19 protein-coding genes are annotated in these 22,512 nt (G+C 48.4%); 12 read left to right on the plus strand and 7 right to left on the minus strand.

Annotation, left to right across the window (positions count from 1 at the left end):
• Positions 1 to 188 precede the first annotated feature (188 nt).
• The gene (locus tag CS562_RS19435) at positions 189 to 1,406 is read right to left on the minus strand and encodes a Leu/Phe/Val dehydrogenase (RefSeq protein ID WP_099857963.1); all 1,218 of its coding nucleotides are present in this window, start codon (positions 1,404 to 1,406) and stop codon (positions 189 to 191) included.
• 333 nt (positions 1,407 to 1,739) lie between these two features.
• Between CS562_RS19435 and CS562_RS19440 the strand changes: the two genes are divergently transcribed.
• Positions 1,740 to 2,255, plus strand: coding sequence for a DUF2179 domain-containing protein (locus CS562_RS19440; RefSeq protein WP_076287701.1), 516 nt, complete (start codon positions 1,740 to 1,742; stop codon positions 2,253 to 2,255).
• Positions 2,256 to 2,525: 270 nt separating this feature from the next.
• Here CS562_RS19440 and CS562_RS19445 read toward each other — a convergent pair whose 3' ends face one another.
• On the minus strand, positions 2,526 to 4,511 hold the full coding sequence (locus CS562_RS19445; protein WP_099857964.1) for a stalk domain-containing protein: 1,986 nt from the start codon (positions 4,509 to 4,511) through the stop codon (positions 2,526 to 2,528).
• Positions 4,512 to 4,861: 350 nt separating this feature from the next.
• Between CS562_RS19445 and CS562_RS19450 the strand changes: the two genes are divergently transcribed.
• Positions 4,862 to 6,289 (plus strand): pectate lyase family protein, encoded by a 1,428-nt coding sequence (locus tag CS562_RS19450; protein ID WP_099857965.1) that lies wholly within the window; start codon positions 4,862 to 4,864, stop codon positions 6,287 to 6,289.
• A gap of 156 nt (positions 6,290 to 6,445) precedes the next feature.
• Here the strand turns inward: CS562_RS19450 and CS562_RS19455 are convergent, their stop codons facing one another.
• The 3 genes from CS562_RS19455 to CS562_RS19465 all read right to left on the minus strand — a co-directional run bounded on the left by CS562_RS19455 (position 6,446) and on the right by CS562_RS19465 (position 10,023).
• Entirely contained in the window at positions 6,446 to 7,459 is a 1,014-nt protein-coding gene (locus tag CS562_RS19455) for a substrate-binding domain-containing protein (RefSeq protein ID WP_076287374.1), read from the minus strand.
• Positions 7,460 to 7,663: 204 nt separating this feature from the next.
• Positions 7,664 to 8,848, minus strand: a complete 1,185-nt coding sequence (locus CS562_RS19460) for a glycoside hydrolase family 130 protein (protein ID WP_099857966.1) — start codon at positions 8,846 to 8,848, stop codon at positions 7,664 to 7,666.
• Between the two features lie 2 nt (positions 8,849 to 8,850).
• Positions 8,851 to 10,023 carry an AGE family epimerase/isomerase gene (locus CS562_RS19465; RefSeq protein WP_373561754.1) on the minus strand — a complete coding sequence of 391 codons (1,173 nt, stop codon included), beginning with the start codon at positions 10,021 to 10,023 and terminating at the stop codon, positions 8,851 to 8,853.
• A 232-nt stretch (positions 10,024 to 10,255) separates the two neighbouring features.
• Between CS562_RS19465 and CS562_RS19470 the strand changes: the two genes are divergently transcribed.
• The 5 genes from CS562_RS19470 to CS562_RS19490 all read left to right on the plus strand — a co-directional run bounded on the left by CS562_RS19470 (position 10,256) and on the right by CS562_RS19490 (position 15,988).
• Positions 10,256 to 11,569 carry an extracellular solute-binding protein gene (locus tag CS562_RS19470; RefSeq protein ID WP_099857968.1) on the plus strand — a complete coding sequence of 438 codons (1,314 nt, stop codon included), beginning with the start codon at positions 10,256 to 10,258 and terminating at the stop codon, positions 11,567 to 11,569.
• A 247-nt stretch (positions 11,570 to 11,816) separates the two neighbouring features.
• Complete coding sequence (locus CS562_RS19475) at positions 11,817 to 12,704, plus strand: carbohydrate ABC transporter permease (RefSeq protein ID WP_062323195.1); 888 nt, start codon at positions 11,817 to 11,819, stop codon at positions 12,702 to 12,704.
• Positions 12,701 to 13,540: a carbohydrate ABC transporter permease gene (locus CS562_RS19480; RefSeq protein ID WP_076287377.1), complete on the plus strand. Its 840-nt coding sequence runs from the start codon at positions 12,701 to 12,703 to the stop codon at positions 13,538 to 13,540. Before CS562_RS19475 ends, CS562_RS19480 begins: the two co-directional genes overlap by 4 nt.
• Positions 13,541 to 13,772: 232 nt before the next feature.
• Positions 13,773 to 14,810 carry a glycoside hydrolase family 130 protein gene (locus CS562_RS19485; RefSeq protein WP_099857969.1) on the plus strand — a complete coding sequence of 346 codons (1,038 nt, stop codon included), beginning with the start codon at positions 13,773 to 13,775 and terminating at the stop codon, positions 14,808 to 14,810.
• 236 nt (positions 14,811 to 15,046) lie between these two features.
• Entirely contained in the window at positions 15,047 to 15,988 is a 942-nt protein-coding gene (locus CS562_RS19490; protein WP_099858004.1) for a glycoside hydrolase family 113, read from the plus strand.
• Between the two features lie 212 nt (positions 15,989 to 16,200).
• Here the strand turns inward: CS562_RS19490 and CS562_RS19495 are convergent, their stop codons facing one another.
• A complete protein-coding gene (locus tag CS562_RS19495; RefSeq protein ID WP_099857970.1) occupies positions 16,201 to 16,782 on the minus strand; it encodes an NAD(P)H-dependent oxidoreductase in 582 nt (193 codons plus the stop codon).
• A 200-nt stretch (positions 16,783 to 16,982) separates the two neighbouring features.
• Positions 16,983 to 17,579: a TetR/AcrR family transcriptional regulator gene (locus tag CS562_RS19500; protein ID WP_099857971.1), complete on the minus strand. Its 597-nt coding sequence runs from the start codon at positions 17,577 to 17,579 to the stop codon at positions 16,983 to 16,985.
• Between the two features lie 234 nt (positions 17,580 to 17,813).
• Between CS562_RS19500 and CS562_RS19505 the strand changes: the two genes are divergently transcribed.
• The 5 genes from CS562_RS19505 (at position 17,814) to CS562_RS19520 (ending at position 22,503) form a co-directional block, all read left to right on the plus strand.
• Complete coding sequence (locus CS562_RS19505; RefSeq protein ID WP_125477305.1) at positions 17,814 to 18,776, plus strand: phosphotransferase family protein; 963 nt, start codon at positions 17,814 to 17,816, stop codon at positions 18,774 to 18,776.
• 27 nt (positions 18,777 to 18,803) lie between these two features.
• On the plus strand, positions 18,804 to 19,802 hold the full coding sequence (locus tag CS562_RS19510; RefSeq protein WP_099857972.1) for a glycosyltransferase: 999 nt from the start codon (positions 18,804 to 18,806) through the stop codon (positions 19,800 to 19,802).
• Positions 19,803 to 19,855: 53 nt separating this feature from the next.
• Entirely contained in the window at positions 19,856 to 20,140 is a 285-nt protein-coding gene (locus CS562_RS19515) for a hypothetical protein (RefSeq protein ID WP_099857973.1), read from the plus strand.
• A 111-nt stretch (positions 20,141 to 20,251) separates the two neighbouring features.
• Positions 20,252 to 20,413 carry a hypothetical protein gene (locus CS562_RS33020; protein ID WP_167483722.1) on the plus strand — a complete coding sequence of 54 codons (162 nt, stop codon included), beginning with the start codon at positions 20,252 to 20,254 and terminating at the stop codon, positions 20,411 to 20,413.
• Between the two features lie 98 nt (positions 20,414 to 20,511).
• Positions 20,512 to 22,503, plus strand: coding sequence for an ABC-F family ATP-binding cassette domain-containing protein (locus CS562_RS19520; protein WP_099857974.1), 1,992 nt, complete (start codon positions 20,512 to 20,514; stop codon positions 22,501 to 22,503).
• Positions 22,504 to 22,512: the final 9 nt, after the last annotated feature.

Raw genomic sequence — 22,512 nt, forward strand, 5'->3', positions numbered from 1 at the left:
GATTAAAGCCAATCCGGTGTTGATGAATCGGATTGGCTTTTTTACGTTTTTTCTAATTCTTTACGTGATGCGATGTACTTTAAAGATGGAGAAAATAAATGATATGCCGAACTGTAACAGTGATCTCGATTCTGGAGCACTTAAAAGATTGGGAGATTGAATTAGTGTGTTAAATCGGTATCGGTATGCTAAGCATGGGGTTTTCCGCTTTGTAGGACAGCTTCTGCCAGCTGATCGGCTGCATCCGCCGTGGAGAGGGCAGATTGCTCTGCTATCGCATAGACCTTGGACAGCGTGCCCGCAATTCCCGCCACCTTTTGGCGGATTAGGTCGGGCCCTGCGCCCTCCAGCTCGTAGGCGGTGCTGATGATTCCGCCTGCATTGAGCACATAGTCAGGCGCGTACAGGATGCCGCGCGCCTGCATGCGGCGAACAACCAGCTCCCGGTGGCTGAGCTGGTTGTTCGCCGCCCCGGCAACGATGGAGCAGCGCAGCTCCTCCACTGTTGCCGGGGTCAGTACGCCCCCAAGGGCACAGGGGGCGTACACCTTGCAGTCAGCGGCGTGAATATGGGCCGGATCGGCCGACATGGCGCCGCTGAACTGCACAAGGGCACGTTGTACACGTTCGGGTACAACGTCTGCCACAATGAGCCGTGCCCCGGCTGCATGCAGGTAACGGCACAGGGCATAGCCGACCTTGCCCAGTCCCTGGACGGCAACGGAAATGCCCTGCAAGGCGTCGATGCCTTGGTGACGCAGCGATGTCACAATGCCAGTGTATACACCGTAGGCGGTCATCTCGGCTGTGAAATCATCCTGTGCACCAAGCGATCCGGTCGTATCTGTCACATGTACCGTCTCCAGCCGGATCTGGTCCATATCTGCCGCCGTAGTGCCCAGATCCAGGCCCGTTACATAACGTCCGTTCAGTCGTTCCAGATAGCGGCCTAGTGAACGGAACGTTTCGGCACGCCGGGAAGCTAACCGGTTGTTTTTGGATGTCGTATCTAACCCCTTATTTAATCCGTTCGATGTATCCTTGCCTTTAATGATGTTCGTATGGGGTCCGACATCCTGTTTGCCTTTTCTGGGATTCAGATGGTTGTCTGGGCTGGCTACGCCCCGTTGGGTGGCCAGTTCGGCGGGCACATCCCACACCACAGCTTTGCCCCCGCCATAAGGCAGACCGGAGACTGCCGACTTGTATGTCATGCCCTTTGCGAGTTTGATGGCATCCCGAACCGCTTCTTCCTCCGATGCATACGTCCAGCAGCGGCATCCCCCAAGTGCGGGACCCAGTACTGTACTATGGATGGCGATGACGGCTTTAAGCCCGCTGCGTGGATCATGGCAAAATATGAGTTCTTCCATACCTTCCCGCTCCATTTCGTGCCACAACTGCATGACAGTTCCCCCCTTTTGGTAGCCGTCGTTTCCCGAACCTGTTTGCCTGTACGCCTTAATCTACCTGTTGTTGGTTCAGCATATTCAGTCAAGCCGATTTTCGCCCCTGGGTCTCATGCCGGGTTGATAATGCGCAGAAAGGGCTCTATAATGGCAGTTCCGGCAAGGAACTGCAGCCCGATTTACGTTCCACCGTTTAAAATGACCTCATAACGTCCAATGATGGAGATAGAGTAAATACACAGAAGCGTAAATGACATGCAGAGGAAGCGGAAAGAAGGCGTGCATCAAACGGCCCATTCCGTTGTGAAAGTCAGGAAAGAGGGATTGCGATTGTTTAAAATATTGGTATTTATCTTTTTGATCCAGATTGTGTATGTATCTGCCTATACACTTCGGATGATTCTGACGCTCAAAGGACAGAAATATATTGCTGCGCTCATTAGTATGGGCGAAATTGTGATCTACGTACTCGGCCTGAATCTGGTACTCAAATATCTGACCCAGCCGTCTGCGTTAATTGTATATGCCGTTGGTTATGGGCTGGGGGTATTGCTGGGTGCCTGGATTGAAGAGAAGATTGCACTCGGTTACGTTACCGTTAAGGTTATTTGTAACCAGATGGGCGGGGATGTAGCGAATGCATTGCGAGATAAAGGTTACGGGGTCACCGCTTGGGTTGGTAGTGGACGAGATGGAGATCGGCTGGTTATGGAGATTTTGGCGAAACGCAAAAACCAGAAACTGCTCTACCAGACGATTCTCGGGTTAGACCCCAAAGCCTTCGTTATTACGGTGGAGCCAAAACAATTCCATGGTGGCTTCTGGACACGTTCTATTAAGCGATAACTTGTAATGATGCAACATGGTAGAATCAAAAAACTCGCCAATGACTTTTCTGGCATCGTTATATTGCATAGTCACTTCTTTAATTTTTTGAATAAGATACACTATTTATCACACCTGTAGGTTATATGTTATGGTTAATGTACCACTTCAGGGTGCATTTATAACCATAAATTTGTGTGCTACCATAACCGCGAACAAAAAGGAATCCCGGCACATCATGTCCGGGATTCCGTTTCATTTATGAATGGGAGAGATCGCACAGCTAACGTATCACTTGTTCAGCGAGAGTACCGAAGCATCTTTGATATCATAGAGAACTCCATCAGGGGTACTTTTAACGAGTTGGATAATCTGTCTGTAGGCATCACCGTCTGATGGGGCGATGGCATCAAATACAATCTCGTCTGCTTTCAGTTTATCAGCTATTTCTTTAATGCTAAAGGAAGACAAGGGGAGTGACTCATGGACAGGGGCATCGGTAATGAATATAATCCGTTTGGCGTTGTCGCTGCTGAACTCCGAGAGCTTATTAGTAGCTAAGTTAATAGCCTCCAGTCCCGATTCTCTTATATCCCCTCCGCCAGAAGCCACCAATGTATTCAAATCCCCCTTTAACTTATCTTTATCCTGGGTAAAATCAAAGAACTTCAAATTGTAATCGCCATTTCTGTAAATGTTAACGTCCCGATAGGTGATAACCGCAAAATTCGAACCGGCAGGTACGGAATCAACGAAGCTCTTAACCGTTTCTTTGATATAGTCGATCACTTCACCCATACTGGCCGTCACGTCTATAACAAATATAATATCAGACGGAGTATTAATTCCCTTCGATATATTATTTAAAATAGGCGAGGTACTTGAAGACCCAGATTCTGTTGTTTTTGTTGCTCCCGAAGCCGGTTCTTCGCTTTCAGCAGATGTAGGAATGGATGGCTTATTTAGAAAAATGGTAACCGAACCAGCTTCTCCGTGCCACTCTACTTCTCCTCCGAATGCTTCACTGACGAACCGTAGTGGCACCATGGTTACGCCGTTAATGATCTGTGGTTTTGCACTTAAGGTTACAGCGACACCGTTAATGTAGGCAATTTTAGAGCCGATCGTCAGCACGATAGTCCGGCCTTCTCTAATTGCCGTAACCGTTTGAGTGGAACTGTTCCATTTAACATCGGCTCCCAACGATTCGAAGATTCCTCGAAGCGGCACGAGCACACTCCCCTTGAAATTAGTCGGGGGTTGCTTGTAAACCTGCTTCTCACCTTCAATAAACACCTGAATATTCGTAGGCTCATGGTTGATTATAACGAATTGAGGAATAGAAGCAGACAATTCACCTGACTGATTGGCCGATTTTAGGTAAAAATAATATCCGCCTGTTGGAAGCCCCATCTTTCTTAGTGAGAAACTGAAGGTCTTTCCTGGCTCAATCTTTATTTGCCTAACCACCTGCCCGCTTGCATTTTTCACCATTAAATAGGAGGTGTACCCGGAAACGGAGGCCGATTCAGACAGTTTGATGGTAATGGTATTGCCTGATCTGATTGTAATACTGCCGGGATAGCGCTCTCCTGTTGGAATTTGAACAAGAGGCTCCGATGGTTTGTTTGGAGTTGGACTCGGACTCTCAATCACTTCTTCGGAAGGAGAGGGTTTACTGGAAATAGAAGCCTTAGGGATATAGAAATAGACTTTGGCACCGGAATGCGGAACCTGCTGTTTTTCGGATAGGGTTACGGTATTCGTTGTTGCGTTGAAGGTAAATCGGGACGTGGCTACCTTCGTTAGGTCAATGGAAAGACTGATCTGTTTGGTTGAATTTAGCGTATAGTTTAACGACACTGGAAAATTCCGTGTGGAGCCATCTCCCTCAGGCAAGGCAAAACCCATATTGGCACCTTCTTCCCACTCAAATCCGGGAATAATGCCGTATTTAATATGAATCTCGGCACCTCTGTCGGGAGCTTTATTGAAGGTGATGCTATAGTTGGCATAATCCACAACATAGTCCTTGGAGTCCACTTCTATCGCATTGACATACAAGCGCAAAGTGGTATTGGATGCGGTCAACTTGTTCTTCGTTGTAAATCCGAAGACGCGGTTTTCTCCATCACCATCTTTTAGAATATTGATTAAATCATCGTGCTCCCTGAATTCAAGGGAATCAGCAGCGTGCACAATTACGCTGTGAAGGCCCAAATTGCCAAAAATAAAAATAGAAATAAACGATATTAAGAGCATCTTTCTAAACTTCATCTGTTTCACTCCATTTTATGTAACTTATAGATAAGTCAGCGGCTGTTTGTCCTATTAATACACTCTATCCACAATGTGGAATTGCCTGCTGCTCTCTTACTTTATCACAGGAAGTAGGACTTAACTATATATATCGGAAATGTAGTCATCCTGAAACCAAGTTAAACCTATACGATTCATAGTTGATTACAGTATAACCTCTTACCAGATTTGGTTTTTCCACATGGATGTGAGATTAAGATTATTGTTGTAATCGCTTTCAAAATATACAGTGAGGACATGTCCTTCATGACACGGTATGGCAACGAGGGACGAGCCTTATCAATTATGAAATGGGAGGAATGAATGGGATGAAAACAAAATTAAGAAGCTGGTGCAGTGCAGCCGTGGCTGTAACGTTGGGGATCACACTAATGTCGGGTCCTGCAAGTGTGCAGGCAGCAGGGAATGCAGATTACAATCTCACGGGATTCTCCCAAGGTAACACGGGCGGTGGCATCATCAGTGAGTCGAACACGTCCACGTATAAGAAGGTATACAATGCGACTGACCTGGCACTGGCGTTGAAGAAGAACTCCGGCGTCAAAGTGGTGGAGATTATGAATGATTTGAATCTAGGGTGGAACGAAATTCCGAGTGCCGCGCAGACATCACCTTTTGCCAAACACAATGATGCCTTAACGCATCCTGTATTGAAACAGACTGGCGTAAGCAAGATTACAATTGACGGTTTTAATGGACTCACTATTTTCTCCGCTAACGGTTCCAAGATCAAGCATGCAGCCATCAGCGTCAAACGCAGCTCCAATGTCATCATCCGCAACCTTGAATTTGATGAGTTATGGGAATGGGATGAAGCAACCAAAGGCGACTATGACAAAAACGACTGGGATTACATCACTCTTGAGGAGAACAGCAACGTATGGATTGATCACTGTACCTTTAATAAAGCCTATGACGGGCTTGTCGATTCGAAAAAAGGAACAAGCGGTGTGACCATTTCCTGGTCTCTCTTCAAAGGCGATGACGGCAGCTCAAACAGCTGGGTTACTCAGCAGATTAACGAGTTGGAAGCAAACAAGGCTTCCTATCCGATGTACAACTACCTTCGCAGCAGCGCGGTTGGGCTCAGCAAAGCCGATATCATTGCCATTTCGTCTCCTCAGAAAAAAGGTCATCTGGTGGGCTCGACCAGCTTCGAATCAGCCAACGCCAATCTTTCCATGACCCTGCACCATAATCTGTACAAGGATATCCAGGATCGCATGCCACGTCTGCGCGGAGGTAATGCGCATGCCTACAATATTGTGATGGATGCGACAGGGGCGCGTGCGGCCAAATCCAGAATCACTTCTGCGATGGCAACGGCAATTTCGTCCAAAGGGTATCATTTTGATATCATTGGCAATGGAGCTATTTCCACTGAAGATGGTGCAGTGCTGGTCGAAAAATCCGTGATCAAAGACGTACTGTTCCCGGTCCGCAATAACCAGACGGATCCGGCCGATGCAACGTATACCGGTAAAATTAAGGTGACTGACACGATGTATTCTTTGGATGGAAGCTCATTCCGTGGAAACAGTGATACATCCGGCAGTCCACTCAGCCCGGTTCCGGCCGCAGTGAAAGCTTTCTCCTGGAACGGATTCTCTTCACTTCCTTACAGCTACACTACCGATGATCCAGCGACGCTGAATGCACGCCTCACCGGTTCAAGCGGAGCAGGTGCAGGCAAATTATCCTGGTCCAAAGACAACTGGCTGAAGACGAGTTACTAGGCTGTAACAGGAGTTAGGTTTTTGGAATCGAGTGGAGAGTGGCCGTGATCTATAGTGGTTCCTGACCACTTCCTCTTTTTTTCATAAGCAAAGAGTGCTCCTGCAGCTGTAATGGCCGGGAGCACTCTTTTTGTGTAACAGGAGTCTAGTTCCTTTTTAGTTAGGTACGTCATCCGAAAGGGCAGGTGCAGCACTCACCGAATCACGATAAATGATATTGCCCTTCACGTGTACGCGGCCGAAGCTGCGACTCGGGTTATCGATCTTTTTGAGCATGGAATGAACCGCAGTACGCGCCATCTGTTCCACATCGACCTCAACCGTTGTTAATTTGGGATCGGAGAGTGTGGCATAGATATCATTATCGAACCCAACCACAGAGCATTGTGCAGGCACCTGAATACCCAGTGAAGTCAGTTTCTGAACGAGCAGATGGGCCACCTGATCACAGTTGCATACAAAAGCCGTAGGCAGCTGAGCTGGCAAATCAATTTCAATAAACGTACCTCGCTCATCGCGGTCATTAAGCACGAGATCCGGATTCATCGGTAACCGATGTTCCAGCAATGATTTGTAGTAACCGAGGAATCGGTCCTGAATGCTGCTTGTAGAATAGAGATTCCCCACATAAGCGATGCGGCGGTGTCCCTGTTGAACAAGAACATTTGTCAGCTCATAAGCAGCGTAAAAGTTATCGGTAACGACAGAGTCGATATCAGAATGCTCATCGTAGAAATCGAGAAACATTTTGGGAACGTCCATCGATTGGACCAGCTCGATATATTCCTTGCTGACTTGTCCCAGCACAATGAAACCATCCACTTTGTTGTCACTATAGAGCTTAGGCAGGATTAATTCCTCTTCGTCCTCCACATTCAGAATATGCAGAATACCGTAGTACCCCTGATCCTCCAGATGTTTGGTGATGCGCTGGAATACACGTACATAGAACGATTGTGTAGGTCCGGTAAACCGCTCCGGGATAATAACACCAATATTATGAGTCAGGCCTTCCTTCATCGAACGGGCTGCGGCGTTATACCGATAGCCCATCTGAACGGCAAGCACTTTAATTTTTTCCTTCAATTCGCCACTGACGCCATCTTTATCATTTAATGCTTTCGAGACCGTCACACTGCTAACTCCGAGCTTGTCGGCGATATCCCGCATGGTGATATTGTTCTTCAGCTTTGGTCGCCTCCTTCAAGCCGGTTTACGTACAATGTGCTGTCATTATGGTTAGCGCTTCCTTCAAACATAACAACAATCCATATTAGTATACATCGTTACCCACATGGAATAAAGAAATTCTGGTTAGCGCTACGCTAATTTTTCAGCATGCTGCATTTTCCGCCTGAAGGCTGATCTTCGGTTTTAAACCAATTGCTTTTGGAGAAGCTTCTCATTCCGCTCAATCAGGTCACCGCGCTGGCTGGCACAATCCAGGGAACGGTACGGGTCAGCCGGAGTATTAAAGGTGTAATCGACCAGTTTATCCAGCGTCGTTGTGGCCACATGACAGCGGGTATCGCTGGATGCATAATAAATGAAAACATCACCTTGTTCGTTGACCACCGCGCCGTTGCAGAAAATAACATTGGACACATCGCCTACGCGCTCGTCGTCATAAGGAGCGATGAAATGTCCGCCCGGCTTGGCGATGATGCGTGCCGGATCATTCAGATCCGTGGCGAACGTGTACAGCACATAACGAAGGCCCGCTGCCGTGTTGCGAACCCCGTGGGCAATGTGAATCCAGCCGCGATCGGTTTTGAGCGGAGCAGGGCCTTGGCCGTTTTTCACTTCGTATACCGTATGGTATTTCCGTTCATCGATGATCGTCTCTTCCTCAATCACTGGATTCAGAATATCATCACACAGACCAAAGGCAATCCCGCCGCCGCTGCCTGTGGAGATAAATCCGTCTTGAGGCCGTGTATAGAACGCATATTTACCCTCTACGAATTCGGGGTGCAATACAACATTGCGCTGTTGAGGGGAGCTGGTCGTGATGTTGGGCAGACGCTCCCAGCTGAGCAGATCGCGTGTCCGGACAAGTCCGGCCTGGGCTACTGCACTGGATGTATCAAATGCCTGAGCTTCGGGGTCTTTGCGCTCCGAGCAGTAGATGCCATAGATCCAGCCATCTTCATGCTGAACCAATCGCATATCATACTGGTTGGTTTCGTCGGCATCGATATCTTCCCACACTAATGGTTTGCCTGTGAAACGAAATCCGTCGATTCCGTTATCACTTTCAGCTAGGGCGAAGATGGATTTACGGTCCAATCCTTCGGTTCGGATGACCATCACGTATTTGCCATTGAAAAAGATGGCCCCCGGATTAAGCGTAGCGTTAATGCCCAGACGCTCTATGAAGTGGGGATTTGTCGTTTCGTCCAGATCAAATCTCCAGTGCAGCGGTACATGATGGCGTGTGATTACCGGATAACGGTACCGATCATATACGCCGTTGTAGAAGGAAGAATCAATTTCATTTTGACGCGTAAGCAGCTGTTCCTGTTGCTCCAATAATTCATTGTATTTGGGGTGTATCATCGTTATCCCATCCTCTCAATTAGTTCAATGCAGAATCGGCTATTGTGATACGGGCATTTCCACGGTCCGGCGATTTCGCTTTGATCCGGTGTGCCGTTTCCGTCTACCGACCAGTACCATTCCCCGCCAGCACGGTGATCGATAATATGTTCCTTCGTATATGTCCACAAGCGTTCTACTCTCTCGAAAAACAAAGGGTCACCTGTACGCTGATAGGCATTATAGAATCCGACCATCGCCTCGGCCTGAACCCACCATATCCGTTTCTCATCCACATGATCGCCCTCTTGCTCATTCATTAGGGAGCCATCGTCCTGTACAGCCACATTGGAAATATTGTAGGCAATATCTGTAACCATTGCAGAATACTCCGAGTGTTGGTCCAAGCCCATCACTTTCAACGTTTCGTCGATCAGCCAGCTGGCTTCAATGTCATGCCCGAATGAGCGTAGATCAATGATGGAGTCCCAATCCTTGTTGAAAAACACCCCGAGAAACTTTGTGTTCTTGTCATACACCCGTTCATATAAGATGCCGAGCAGGCGTTCCAGTGCCGTCTTCACCTGTTGATCTGGCCACACTCGGTAGAGCGTGGTATAGGCCTCCAACACGTGAATATGCGTATTCATCGTGTAATCCGCAATCACACCATTTTCGCTCAGCATTTCATTGGGCTGTTCCTTCCAAAGGCGGTCAAATTGTTCCTTATATGCAGGTAGTTCGGCATTCAGCCCTTGATCCTCAATGAGAGCAAAAAGCGTTTTCGCAAGTTCCAAAGCAGCTGCATCCCCGGTGGCACGATAGTACTCACTTAGTGAGTAGACGCCGAAGGATTGGGTATACACATGTTTGCTTGTGTCCAATGGTTCTCCATTGGCATTGACCATCCAGTACATTCCCCCGTATTCCATATCCATCACATGATCCACAAGGAAACGGTAAGCATGTTCAGCGTGATCACGCCAAATTTCATTTCTGGTTACCCGGTAGGCAGCTGCAAAGGACCATAATTGTCGTGCCGTGGCGATTCCGCCTTTGGGAGCGAGTGGATCGACCTGAAGGTCATTGCCAACCCAACCATAGAATCCGCCGTTGTTATGATCTTTGAGGGCAGACCAGAATGGCAGAATATGACCTTCCCAGTGTTCTTTTATTTCAGTTTTGATGTCATTGATGTGAGTCATAAGTGAGCGCTCCTTCAAAGTACAGGGATAAAGTTTAATTAAGTTAACGTTAACCTTATTTTATAATACTAGTATCGGGAAAAAGCATTGTCAACGCGTCTGGGGATAAAAACTTGTTGTTAAGTAATAAATAATTTAATTGACAGGTAAGCGTTACCATAATAAAATTCAATTTGTAACCTTAACGATAACTTAAATTAACTTAAGAAAGGGGTCAAATCAATTGAATAAAAACAAAGGTTGGATGGTGCTGCTCACCATGCTGCTCATCACTTCTCTGCTCGCAGCATGCTCTTCTGGAGGTGGATCCTCGCAGGCAGGAGAGGAAATCAGTACAGATCCTGCAGATATCAAGGGCGAGATCACCGTTCTCACGCAGCGTACAGATATTGTTGATACGGTATTTAAAGACTATGCTGCAGAGTTCAATAAGGAATACCCGGATGTCAAAGTAAACTTCCAGGCGCTGGCTGACTATGAGGGACAAGTGAAGATTCGTATGAGCACCAAAGATTATGGTGACGTGCTGATGATCCCCACCAGCGTACCGATTGCGGACATTCCGGACTTTTTCGAACCGTTGGGCACGTACGATGAGTTGAAAGATAAGTACACAGCCATTGAAGAACGTATGGTTGACGGCCAAGTATATGGTATTCCAACCGTTATCACGTTCTCCGGCATCATCTATAACAAGCAGGTGTTCAAGGACGCTGGCATTGCGGAAGTTCCCAAAACACCTGAGCAATTCCAGGCCGCACTCCAACTGGTGAAAGACAATACAGACGCGATTCCACTGTACACCAACTATGCCTCCGGTTGGGCTTTGACACAATGGGAAGCAGATCTGCCGACGGTTGCAGGCAGTGTGGACTACGTAAACATTGATCAACCGAACACGGATGAAAACTTTGTGGCTGGCAAGCCGCACTATGAATTGTACAAAGTGCTTTATGATGCAGCCAAGAGTGGCCTGATTGAGAAAGATCCGACCACAACCGACTGGGAAAGCTCCAAGGCTGATCTGGCGAACGGGAAAATTGCAACGATGGCGCTTGGATCATGGGCGATTACCCAAATTCAAGGCTTGACGGATACACCAGATAATATCGGATTCTTGCCATTTCCTACGAATGCAAGTGATGTGGTCGTTCCGCTCGCAGCAGACTACAACATCGGCATGAACGTGAACAGCGAGAACAAACCTGCTGCGAAAGCGTGGATTGACTGGTTCCTCGCAAAATCAAACTATGCGGTGGAGCAAGGCGGAGGCATGAGCGCAGACAAAAATGCGGAATTGCCACCGATTTTGGATCAATACAAAGACGTTACATTCTCCACACTGACTCCTGCCAAAGAAGGACAGGAAGGTCTGGTTGACAAAATCGACAACGAAGGCGAGATTGGCCTCTGGCAGCCTGACTTCAAGAAACGCATTATCGAAGCTGCCATCGGTAATCGCAGCGAATCGTACGACGACATCATGAAGAATCTGAATGACAAATGGGTTAAAGCACGGACAGAAGTCGCGAAATAAACAGATTGCGGGGATACGTCGATCTGTAAAGGTGCTACCTATGTCCGACCACCGCTGACATGCAGCGAGGCACCACGCCTTGGCTGAGGGGAGAGGATTTCCCCTTTTTATACGGCATTTTGCATCTGGATGCAGGAAAAATCAGATGTGAAATGCCACCTTCGGTGGTTGATTACTCAGGCATTTGTGATTTGGACGGGAGTCTTTCGATATAAAAGCGGCAGAACCGCTTGGAGGTGTGGAGAGCATGAAATACTTGAAGATTTCGAATTGGGGCTACTCAGCGCAACGCATATTTATCATCTGTGCCTTCTCGATCATTCCGCTGGCACTGCTGTTCACTTTTGCTTATTTACCTGTCATTAACATGTTCAAATACAGCTTCACCGATTGGAACGGATACAGCAAAAGGTTTGATTATGTGGGGTTTGAGAACTACACACGGATATTCAGTGACCCTGAGTATTTTAAAGTGTTTATTGTCAGTTTGTATTATTTTGTGGCTACCTTCGTACAAATGGGTCTGGCCCTCTACTTTGCAACGATTCTGAGCTTCAAAATCCGCGGCAAAAACTTTTTCAAAGGCATATTGTTTTTCCCCTATCTGCTGAATGGCGTAGCCATCGGATTTATCTTCCTCTTTTTCTTCAAGCCGGATGGTACCCTCGATACACTCATGCAGGCCGTAGGGCTTGGACAATACACTCAGCTCTGGCTTGGGAATCCGAACATTATTAACGTGTCGCTCGCAGGCGCATCGGTATGGAGATACATGGGCTTTAACTTCATTATCTTCCTGGGTGCGATCTCTTCCATCCAAAAAGATGTCTATGAAGCGTCAGATATTGACGGGGCCAATCGCTGGCAGCAGTTCCGCCATATCATCCTGCCGAGCATTACGCGTATCCTGCAGCTCAACCTGATTTTGGCGATTAGCGGCGCAATCAGTGCGTTCGATATTCCATACATTATGACAGACGGTTCCAATGGCAGTGAGACATTTGTGATTCAAACCGTTCACTTGGCATTTAAGTACGGCAAGCTGGGCTTGGCATCAGCAATGGCTGTTGTGCTGCTGTTTATTGTCATTCTTGTTACGCTGGTTCAGCGTGTCACCATGAAAGGGGAGGAATGAACGTGCAATCATTCAAATACACCCTAGCGAGCATATTTAAATATGCTTCACTCATTCTCGCAGCGTTCATTGCGCTTGTACCCATTGTTGTGGTGCTGTTTGCATCGCTCAAAACCAATGCAGAGTACGCGACCAGCAGTCCGCTTGCCCCACCAGCCAATTGGCTGAACTTTGCGAACTATACCAAGGCTTTTGTGGACGGCAATATGCTGGTCGGTTTCAAAAATACAATTATCATCCTGATCATCTCTATCGTGGGTGCCACTTTGACGGGTTCCATGATCGCGTATGTGCTGGATCGTTTCAAATTCAAAGGTAAAAAGATCATGGTCGCCGCATTTCTGCTCGCTACCCTCATTCCAAGTGTGACGACGCAAGTCGCTACATTCCAGATCATCAATGCGCTCGACCTGTTCAATACCCGTTGGGCAGCCATTGTGATGTACCTCGGTACAGATATCATCGCGGTATATATCTTCCTGCAATTCCTGGGTTCCATCTCAAACGCACTGGATGAATCGGCCATGCTTGACGGTGCCTCCTACTTCACGATCTATTGGAGAATCATTCTGCCACTCCTGAAACCGGCGATTGTAACGGTCATTATCGTGAAGGGTGTCAACATCTACAACGATTTTTACACACCATTCCTTTATATGCCCAAGACAGACTTGCAGGTCATATCCACGGCTCTTTTCAAATTCAAGGGGCCGTTCGGATCACAGTGGGAGGTTATCAGCGCAGGGATTATGATTGCCATCATTCCAACGATGATCATCTTCCTGCTGCTACAGAAGTACATCTACAACGGCTTCGCACAAGGCTCCGTTAAATAAAAAAACAAAAGGCTATATGAAATGCATATGAGAATACACAGGAACGAAGAGGACAGAAAAAAAGCTGGAGAAACGGAGTGGTCGCATTTATAACCGGATTTTGCCCCTTTCATAAGGGGATCAAAAAAATCTGGGGATAACGGCGATCGGAAGGTTGTTCTGTCATCGGAGTGGACTCGTGTAATTTTAAGTATTCATTTCATATAGCCTAACCGAAGGGAGAAATGAAACGATGACAGTTGTTGATATGAAAAACGTACACATTGTTGGGGATGCATTGCCGAATATGCCTTGGGAGGATAAACCGGAGGGCACGGAAGGTCCGGTATGGAGACACTCCGCGAATCCGATTGTGCCTCGTAACCCGGTCAAGGGAATTGCCCGTATTTTCAACAGTGCAGTGATTCCTTATGAAGGGAAATTCATCGGCGTATTCCGCGCAGAAACCATTAATGGACGTCCACACCTGCACATGGGGTCGAGTGAGGATGGATTATCATGGACGATTGAAGAGGAACGTATCGCCTTTGTGGACGAAAAGGGCGATCCCTTCATGCCGAACTATGCATACGACCCACGTCTGGTGAAAGTGGAAGATACGTATTACATCATCTGGTGTACCGATTTTTACGGTGCAGCGCTGGGGTTGGCCAAGACGGAAGATTTCAAAACGTTTGTGCGTCTCGAAAATCCGATGCTACCGTTCAACCGCAATGGGGTTTTGTTTCCACGCAAAATCAATGATAACTATGTAATGTTGTCCAGACCAAGCGACAGCGGACATACGCCGTTCGGGGACATTTTTCTGAGCGAAAGTCCGGATCTCGTGTACTGGGGCAAGCACCGTCATGTCATGAGCAAAGGTGGTCAGGGCTGGTGGCAATCGGTCAAGATTGGCGGCGGTCCCGCACCGATCGAAACGTCCGCAGGCTGGCTGATGTTCTACCACGGCGTAACGGGTACGTGCAATGGTTTTGTTTATAGCATGGGTGCGGTCATTCTGGATCTGGATGAGCCATCGAAAGTGAAATATCGTTCCTCGAACTTCGTACTGACACCGGAAAAATGGTATGAGGAGCAAGGGTTTGTAGACAATGTCGTATTCCCATGTGCCACATTGCATGATGCGGAGACAGGACGAGTCGCCATTTATTACGGTGCAGCCGACACATACGTTGGAGTCGCTTATACCACTGTCGAAGAAATCGTGAACTATGTCATCGAGACTGATGAAGTCATTGCCGGAGACCGTGAGGAAGGAAAATTATGATTGAAGTGAAACAATTTTAAATAAAGCTGGAATTTACACAATAACGGAGAGTGCAGAACCGATCTGAAGAAACGAAGTGTTCACATTTATCCTCGGATTTCCCCTTTCATCAGGGATTCAAAAAAATCTGGGGATAACGGCGATCGGAAGATGGTACTGCAATCGTAGTTGGACGTGTATACATTCGGTCATTCATTTTACATTAATTGAAAAAGGGGCATTGCGGAACAATGCATATGGAATACATCAAGGGATTTACATTTGGCTGGATGAGTGGCAGGGGAGACTTCCGCAAGCCGGAAGCGAAAGAATCCTTGCGTCTGATGGCTGAACGCACTGGCAGTTCGCATGTTATTTTTGCACTGGCGGCACATCAGGATCATCCGCAGGCTGTAGAAGTCAAATATGAGGGTGGACATATGGTGGAAGACGATGAATTGGTGGATATGATCCGTTATGCCCGTACGCTCGGACTGCGGGTCATTCTGAAACCAACCGTCAATTGCACCGATGGCACATGGCGTGCACACATTAACTTCTTTGATATCGATGTGCCGTGTGAGCCGAAATGGCAAGACTGGTTCCACAGTTATACCGTGTATCAGAAGCATTATGCGGCCATTGCAGAGCGTGAGAAATGCGAGATGTTCATCGTGGGTTGTGAGATGGTGCAGTCTGAGCGTCGGAGCGAGGAATGGCGCGAGGTCATCGCGGGAGTGCGTGAAGTGTATTCCGGGCTAGTATCCTACAACACCGACAAGTATCAGGAAGGGCAAGTGAAATGGTGGGATGCCGTAGACGTCATTTCCTCCAGCGGTTACTATCCGATTGGGGATTGGGAGGCGCAGCTGGATCGGATTGAACAGGTCATTGCACCCTACGGCAAACCTTTTTTCTTCGCAGAAGCGGGCTGCCCTAGCCGTAGTGGATCGGCACAGGTGCCGAATGACTGGGGGTTAGAAGGTGCGGTCAGCGCGGAGGAGCAGGAGCAGTTCTATCAAGCCATGTTCCGTCATGCAAGTAAGCGGGACTGGGTGCGCGGATTTGGTCTGTGGGACTGGAGCGCGCATCTGCATCAAGAGAAGGATGCCCTGAGCGATGATGGATACGGAGTTTACGGTAAACCAGCCGAGAAGGTCATTCGTCGGTTCTATGAAGGCATTGCCGTGAAAGCCTAGTCTGTATTAGTTGAGTTATCCCATCTACTTGAATAGCGTTCATCTATGGACAAAGATACTGCGGTGCTTATGCACGCAGTATCTTTTTTTGGTTAAGTTTAATTCCTTTCTATTAAATGTAAATAGTATCGACTATAAATTGTTAGATGAATATATCGTTTAATTTATTGATAACATTAAATGAAAATCCCTTCAAGAACGAGTTGATTTTTTTACCCCAATTTCCGTCCAAGCTGCTCAATTTTCTCCAGCCATTTCTTTCTCTGTTCCTCGGACTGTTTGCCCACCAGATCTACAGGTGTTATGCGTACAGGTTTGATGCCTGTCAGAGCAAAGGTGGAGATCTTCATCATTTTGTGTGCAGGTTCACCCTGGAACCATTTGTAGTACCAGTTCGGACCATCCATGGTGGTGATCATGCGTGCGGTGCGACCTTTGAGCAGTTGATCCGGGAAAGGTTTACCTTTGTGATACTTGAAGGCATAGCCTGGCATGAAGATGCGGTCGATGAATCCTTTGAACAAAGCTGGTGGTCCTCCCCACCAAATCGGAAACACCCATACGAGATGCTCTGCCCATTTAATCGCCTCTTGGGCTTCCAGTAAGTCCGGTTCGAGCGGCAGTTTATTACGATAGCCTCCCTCTAAATTCATGTTGAACTCCAGTTCGTTCAGGGTGATCATGCGAACCTCGGCACCTGCCTGCACAGCGCCTTTACGATAAGCTTCGGCGATTGCGCCATTGTAACTTGGGGAGACGGGGTTTCCTTGAATAATTAATATTTTCTTCATAATGATGACACGTCCTGACTATTTTAGTTAATGAACACTAACCTCATGTGCAAAAAGAAAAGGTCACGAATGACCTGGTGAACATTCAGGAATATCCTGAAGCTGGATGAAGCCGATCTTGTATATAGGTAAAAACTTATACCAATTACCAATGATTATTGCCTGTCTGATCGGAACGAATTAGAGATGCAATCCGTCGGGTGTTATCCGAGCTCAGCTGTTACCTGGCCCAACATCAACGCAAGTCGGTGAACGGTTTCTCCGGTGTATGGAACAAGCAGCTCCGGCAGTTCACCTTGCATACTGGATACGGCCAGACGCGTAATGGCACCAATGACCAGAACGGCTGTGAGCCGTGAATCCTGATCTGGTAGTTCACCTCGCATAATCCCCTGATCGATAAGATCAATCAACGCATCAAGCGGCTGACGGTAATCCTCACTGCTTCCAGCTTCAATGAAAATCTCATGATTTTGTGAAATCAGCAGCAGTCCGTAGGGATCTTCATCATGCAGGTGGAGAACTTCGGTAATCAGTTGCCGGAAGCGTTCGAGCACCGGACCATCCTGGCGAACATACCCGTCAATTAATGCAGTATAGTCCGCGCAATATTGGGTGAAGGCCTCAAGGGCAACGGCATCTTTGTTTTTAAAATGTTTGTAGATCGCCGCATCCGTTACTCCGGCGGCGTCACCGATCTCTTTGACGGAAATGCCGTCAACGCCTTTGGTTGCAAACAAGCGCATTGCTGCTTGTAGGATGTCTTTCTTTTTGCTGTCTACATGAGGTTTGTTCTTCATGATTGTATAGTAAGTGATTACTAACTAAATTGCAACTGCCATTTCAAAATCTCTTATTTAACGCTAGGAAAAGTGCTTTCACTCAAAGCTTGCAGGCTTATGAACGGCAACGTATGATGGATAGAAATAATAACGGATAGACGGGCAAAGGAGCTTGGACAGAGGTAGGGCTGTAAAGGCAAACATCAGCGGCGCCAGCTCCAGGTCTGGGGAACGAAATGGAAGGTGAATGGCGTGAATGAAGACGTGCAGGCGCATCGCTGGGTGACTCCCGAAGGGACGTTAAATGAACAATATGTAACAAGCAGAGAAAGGCTCTACAAAGGCATGAATGGTAAATATGTGGAGCGTTTCACTGTTCGTACCGGGGAAAGTTATATTTTCAAACCGCTGACCAATCCTGCACAACATGGACGTGAACAATGGATGTCCCAGTATGTGCTGTCTGTATTGCCGCCTATTTATCCAGCGCTAATTGCTGCATCAGACCGTGAAATTAACGCGGAACAGAGCTGGATCATCTATGAGGATCTGGGCGAACTGGTGCATGATTCGCGGGAAGAGACGATGCTGGCTGCTGCTGTACATATGGCGGAGTGGCACTCCTTATCTGTTGCTGATTGGGGTGAGTTGCCCCGGGTGGGTCAGAAACCGCCAATTCGGGACATACTGGATGATCTGCTTTGGCAAAAGGAATCCACTGCTGATTTGTTGTCCAAGCTGGAGGTCTCGCTGTCACCATCGGCTTGGCACAACATCTCCTCGCTAATCCATACAGCAGAGGAGGAGTTACCTCGTGTCTTGTGTCACGGAGATCTTCATCCCGGCAACATGGCGGATGTGAATGGCAGGCTGGTGATTATCGATTGGGAGCATGCGCATCTGAATACGGCTCTCTGGGACGTATATCATCTGGTAGATCTATCGCATCCGCTTTTCCCGAGAACCGTTACGCCTGAGCTGCGGGAGCGGGTTATCGATGTTTATCTGGACGGGCTGGAACGCCATAGCGTTCAGGTTGATCGGGTTTCTTTTAAAAGGTGGTACTGTGCATATGCCATTGTATTTTCGCTCTGGATGCTGCGTCTGATTGATGGGGATCTGAGAAGTGCAGACTGTGTATGGCCGGAGGAACAGCTGCGGAACCAGTGGCACGAGACGGCAATGACACTGAAACAGTGCATGAAGCAGTGTTGAAGGGAATAGAAATGAGGGGTGCAGAACATGCGTAAAGTAGGACTCGTAATGCGTAAAATTCAATTCACGGAGGCACAGGGCCCGCGCGTATTTGCGGATCGGTTGAAGCAGATCGGGCTGGAGCTGGGCGTGGAGATTGTGTTCATCTCGCCGGAGCGCCATGTCAGCGGGTATGACTGGTTGCCAGGTTATGAGCATGAGAAAGGCGACCTGGTGAACTATGATATCGTACTGGACCAGATATATAGCCAAAATATAGAGCATGTCATCTACACCGTATCCGGGTTTACGTTTTTGAAGATGTTTTTACCGAAGAGTGTGTTGTTCCCGCACAGCTTTCCCGACCCGGCGCTGACGGGGTATGAGATGATGAAGCCATTTTATACGATGGTGGATAAAGCGATTGTGCAGACGGAGTTTCTAAAAACTGAATTGGGCCGCAATTTCGGTGTACATGACGTGAACGTTATCCCGATCGGCTTCAACGAAGAGCTGGCGCATCGCCACTATGACCCGAGCCAGGTCGTGCATAATCGGGTGCTCTGGATCGGTCGGGATGAAGCGAATCGTCGCCCGGATCTGGTGCTGGAATACGCCCGGCAGAACCCGGACAAGGAAGTATACATGGTATTCGGCGGTCGCCGCTATGAGGAAAGCATGAAGAAATACAACATTCCGGACAACGTAAAATTGCAATTCGCGCTGACACAGGATGAGGTATTTACCCTAATGAACTCGTCCAAGGTGTATTGGAGCTGTTCGGCATTTGATACGTTTGCGATGCCGCTGACCGAAGCGATGGCGATGGGCAAAATGGTTGTGAAGCCGGAGCATGCCTGCTATGGACACATCCGTTCCACGCATGCCTTTGCAGGCAATGAGGATAACTGGTTTGAACTGGTGAACATGGCTGCTGCCTCGCCGCGAAGTGTGTCGGAAGACAACCGTGAGTATGCTTTTGGTGCTTTTTCGCGCACAATCATGAAAGAAGGATACCGGGAGTTCTTTGCCAACTGGTTGAAATAATGAGAGGTCTGTAACGAAGGCTCTAACCATTCAGCAAGAAGGAGGAGAACCTTATGGAAGTACTCATCCTATGGACGCTTGGCATGTGGGCAGTGCAGCTGTTGATTGAATGGCTCATCTATCGGTTGCAGGGACGTCGAATGACCGGGGTTCTATATATACTGCCATGTGTGGCCTTGCTCGGCGGAGCCGTTGTGATCATGATTAGCATTGAGATTGGCGGGTGGAACGGTATCGGTTATGCCTTGCTTGGTGCATCGCTGGGTGCAGCGGGAATGTTGACACTAATTACGGTGGCGATTACGGATGTAGTGTTTCGGCGTCGGAGACGGAATTAATCAGAGGGTTAGCTGCTGTACAGTAAGAGTGAATTGGACGATCGGACGGTTGCAGGAATGCATTTGTCTGTGATATATTGTCATTAATTATGAAAAGGGAGGTGAAGACAGGTGAATCACGAGATGCTTAACAACCGTATTAGCCAGCTGCCGATTGCTATGGCTGGCATTGTTCATACTTTTCTGACCAACGGGAGAAGTCTGTCCAATTTTGAATATACGGAAGTTAACATTTGCGAGAAGATGCCTGCCTTGACCCCATTCGGACGATAAGCGATATTGCTTGAATTCTGAAGGGCCGCGGAGCTAACCTCCTGCGGCTCTTTTTGTGTTGCGGTCAGGATCTTCCAATCCATAGGAGGAACCTTATTATGATGATTATTAGTGCGCAACAACTGACTCAATACCACGGAGCACATCTGGTGCTGGACGGCATTACGTTTGAAATTATGGAAGGCGACAAGGTCGCCCTGATCGGCCGCAACGGAAGCGGAAAAACGACATTGATGCGTCTGTTGGCACGACTGAGCCAGCCGGATGAAGGACAATTGATGATCAAGAAGGATACACGTATAGGTTACGTCGCTCAGGTGCCGGAAGGAATGGACGATTACACAGTGCTGGATGTGCTGAGTCTTGGATTCAGGGAGCTTATGGCGTGCCGGAGTCAAATGAAGGATATGGAGCAGCAGATGTCCGATCCGGAATGTGCATCCGATCCGAACCAATTGGAGCGACTGTTGAAGCGGTACGCGGCATTGCAGGACCAGTTCGAGCGCGAGGGTGGATATGAAATGGATGCCCGGATCGATCAGGTGGCGGACGGTCTGGATATTGCGAAGGAGCATTACGGATGGCGGTTTGGTTCGTTGTCTGGTGGAGAACAGACCCGGGTTGTGCTGGCTTCACAGCTAATTGTAAGGCCTGATCTGTTATTGCTGGATGAGCCGACCAACCACCTTGATCTGGAGCGGGTGGAATGGCTGGAAGGGTTTTTGCGCGAGTACACAGGTACGATTATCCTGATCTCACATGATCGCTACTTTTTGGACCGTGTAGCATCCCGGACGTTAGAACTGGAGGATGGAGAAGCGCAGACGTCAGCTGGTGGCTATACGGAATATATGAAAGTGAAGGAACAACGACTGCTGCAGCAATTCGAAGAGTTCAAGGAGCAGCAGAAGGTGATCAAAAAAATGAAAGAAACGATCCGCCAACTGGAAGAATGGGGCCGAGTCGGGGGGAATGAAAAGTTCTTCCGGCGTGCAGCTTCGATGCGTAAAGCAATCGAACGGATGGAACAGGTGAAGCGCCCAGTACTGGAGCGGCGTAACGCCGACTTCGATGTACGCCCTACAGACCGTACGGGAAAACGGGTGGCCGTTATGGAACATGTCGAAAAGTCTTATGGAGAACGCCCAATTCTGCGCGGTGTATCAGGATTGCTCGAATATGGCGACAAAATTACCCTTATTGGACGCAATGGTTCAGGCAAAACGACGTTGTTCAAGCTGTTGCTGGGCGAGGAACAACCCAGTGCAGGCAACCTGGAGTGGGGTGCACGTGTAGATGTTGGCTATCTGGCCCAGCAGGAGGAGCCTTCCAATCCGAAGCTGAATGTGCTGGAGTACTTCCGTCTGGAAGCGGGCGTGGAAGAAGGAGAAGCACGCGGCATTTTGGCCCGATATCTATTCTATGGAGCAGATGTATTTCGCTCGGTAGGACAGTTATCTGGTGGGGAATGGACGAGGCTAAGGCTGGCTCTGCTGGTTCAGCGGAAGCCGAATGTGCTTTTGCTGGATGAACCGACCAACCATCTGGATATCGCTTCAAGGGAAGCGCTCGAAGAGTCGCTCGTTGATTTCGAAGGAACGGTGCTTGCCATCTCGCATGACCGTTACTTCGTCAATCGACTCGCTTCCCGCGTGTGGGAACTGGAGAATGGGCGGATGACCACTTATCTGGGAGACTATGAAGCCTATCGCGAGAAAAAGCTGGATCTGCAAGCCCGCGCAGCGGCGGCAAATCAGCATGTAGCAGGAGCGGTGGCTTCACCCCGGGGGAATGCCGCTGGGGTAGAAGCAGGAATTTCTTCCCGCGGGACTTCGGCTGCGGCGCAATCGGGCAAGCTGAACAACTCATCCATCTTCCAGTCTGGGAATACTGGAAAGAGTCGTGACAGGGAGCGTGCTGCAGAGAAGCTGGAGCAGGTCATGGCACACCTGGAAACCCGGCTCCGGGAACTGGATCAACAGCTCGAAACGGTGGCGAATGATCCGCCTGCTCTGGAACAGATGTGGGACGAGCGAGAGCGATTGTCGGCGGAGTACAACGAACTGCTCGCCCAGTGGGCCGAATTATAAGCCATACGT

It is taken from the genome of Paenibacillus sp. LK1 (genome assembly GCF_002750415.1).
Classification (GTDB): Bacteria; Bacillota; Bacilli; order Paenibacillales; family Paenibacillaceae; genus Paenibacillus; species Paenibacillus taichungensis.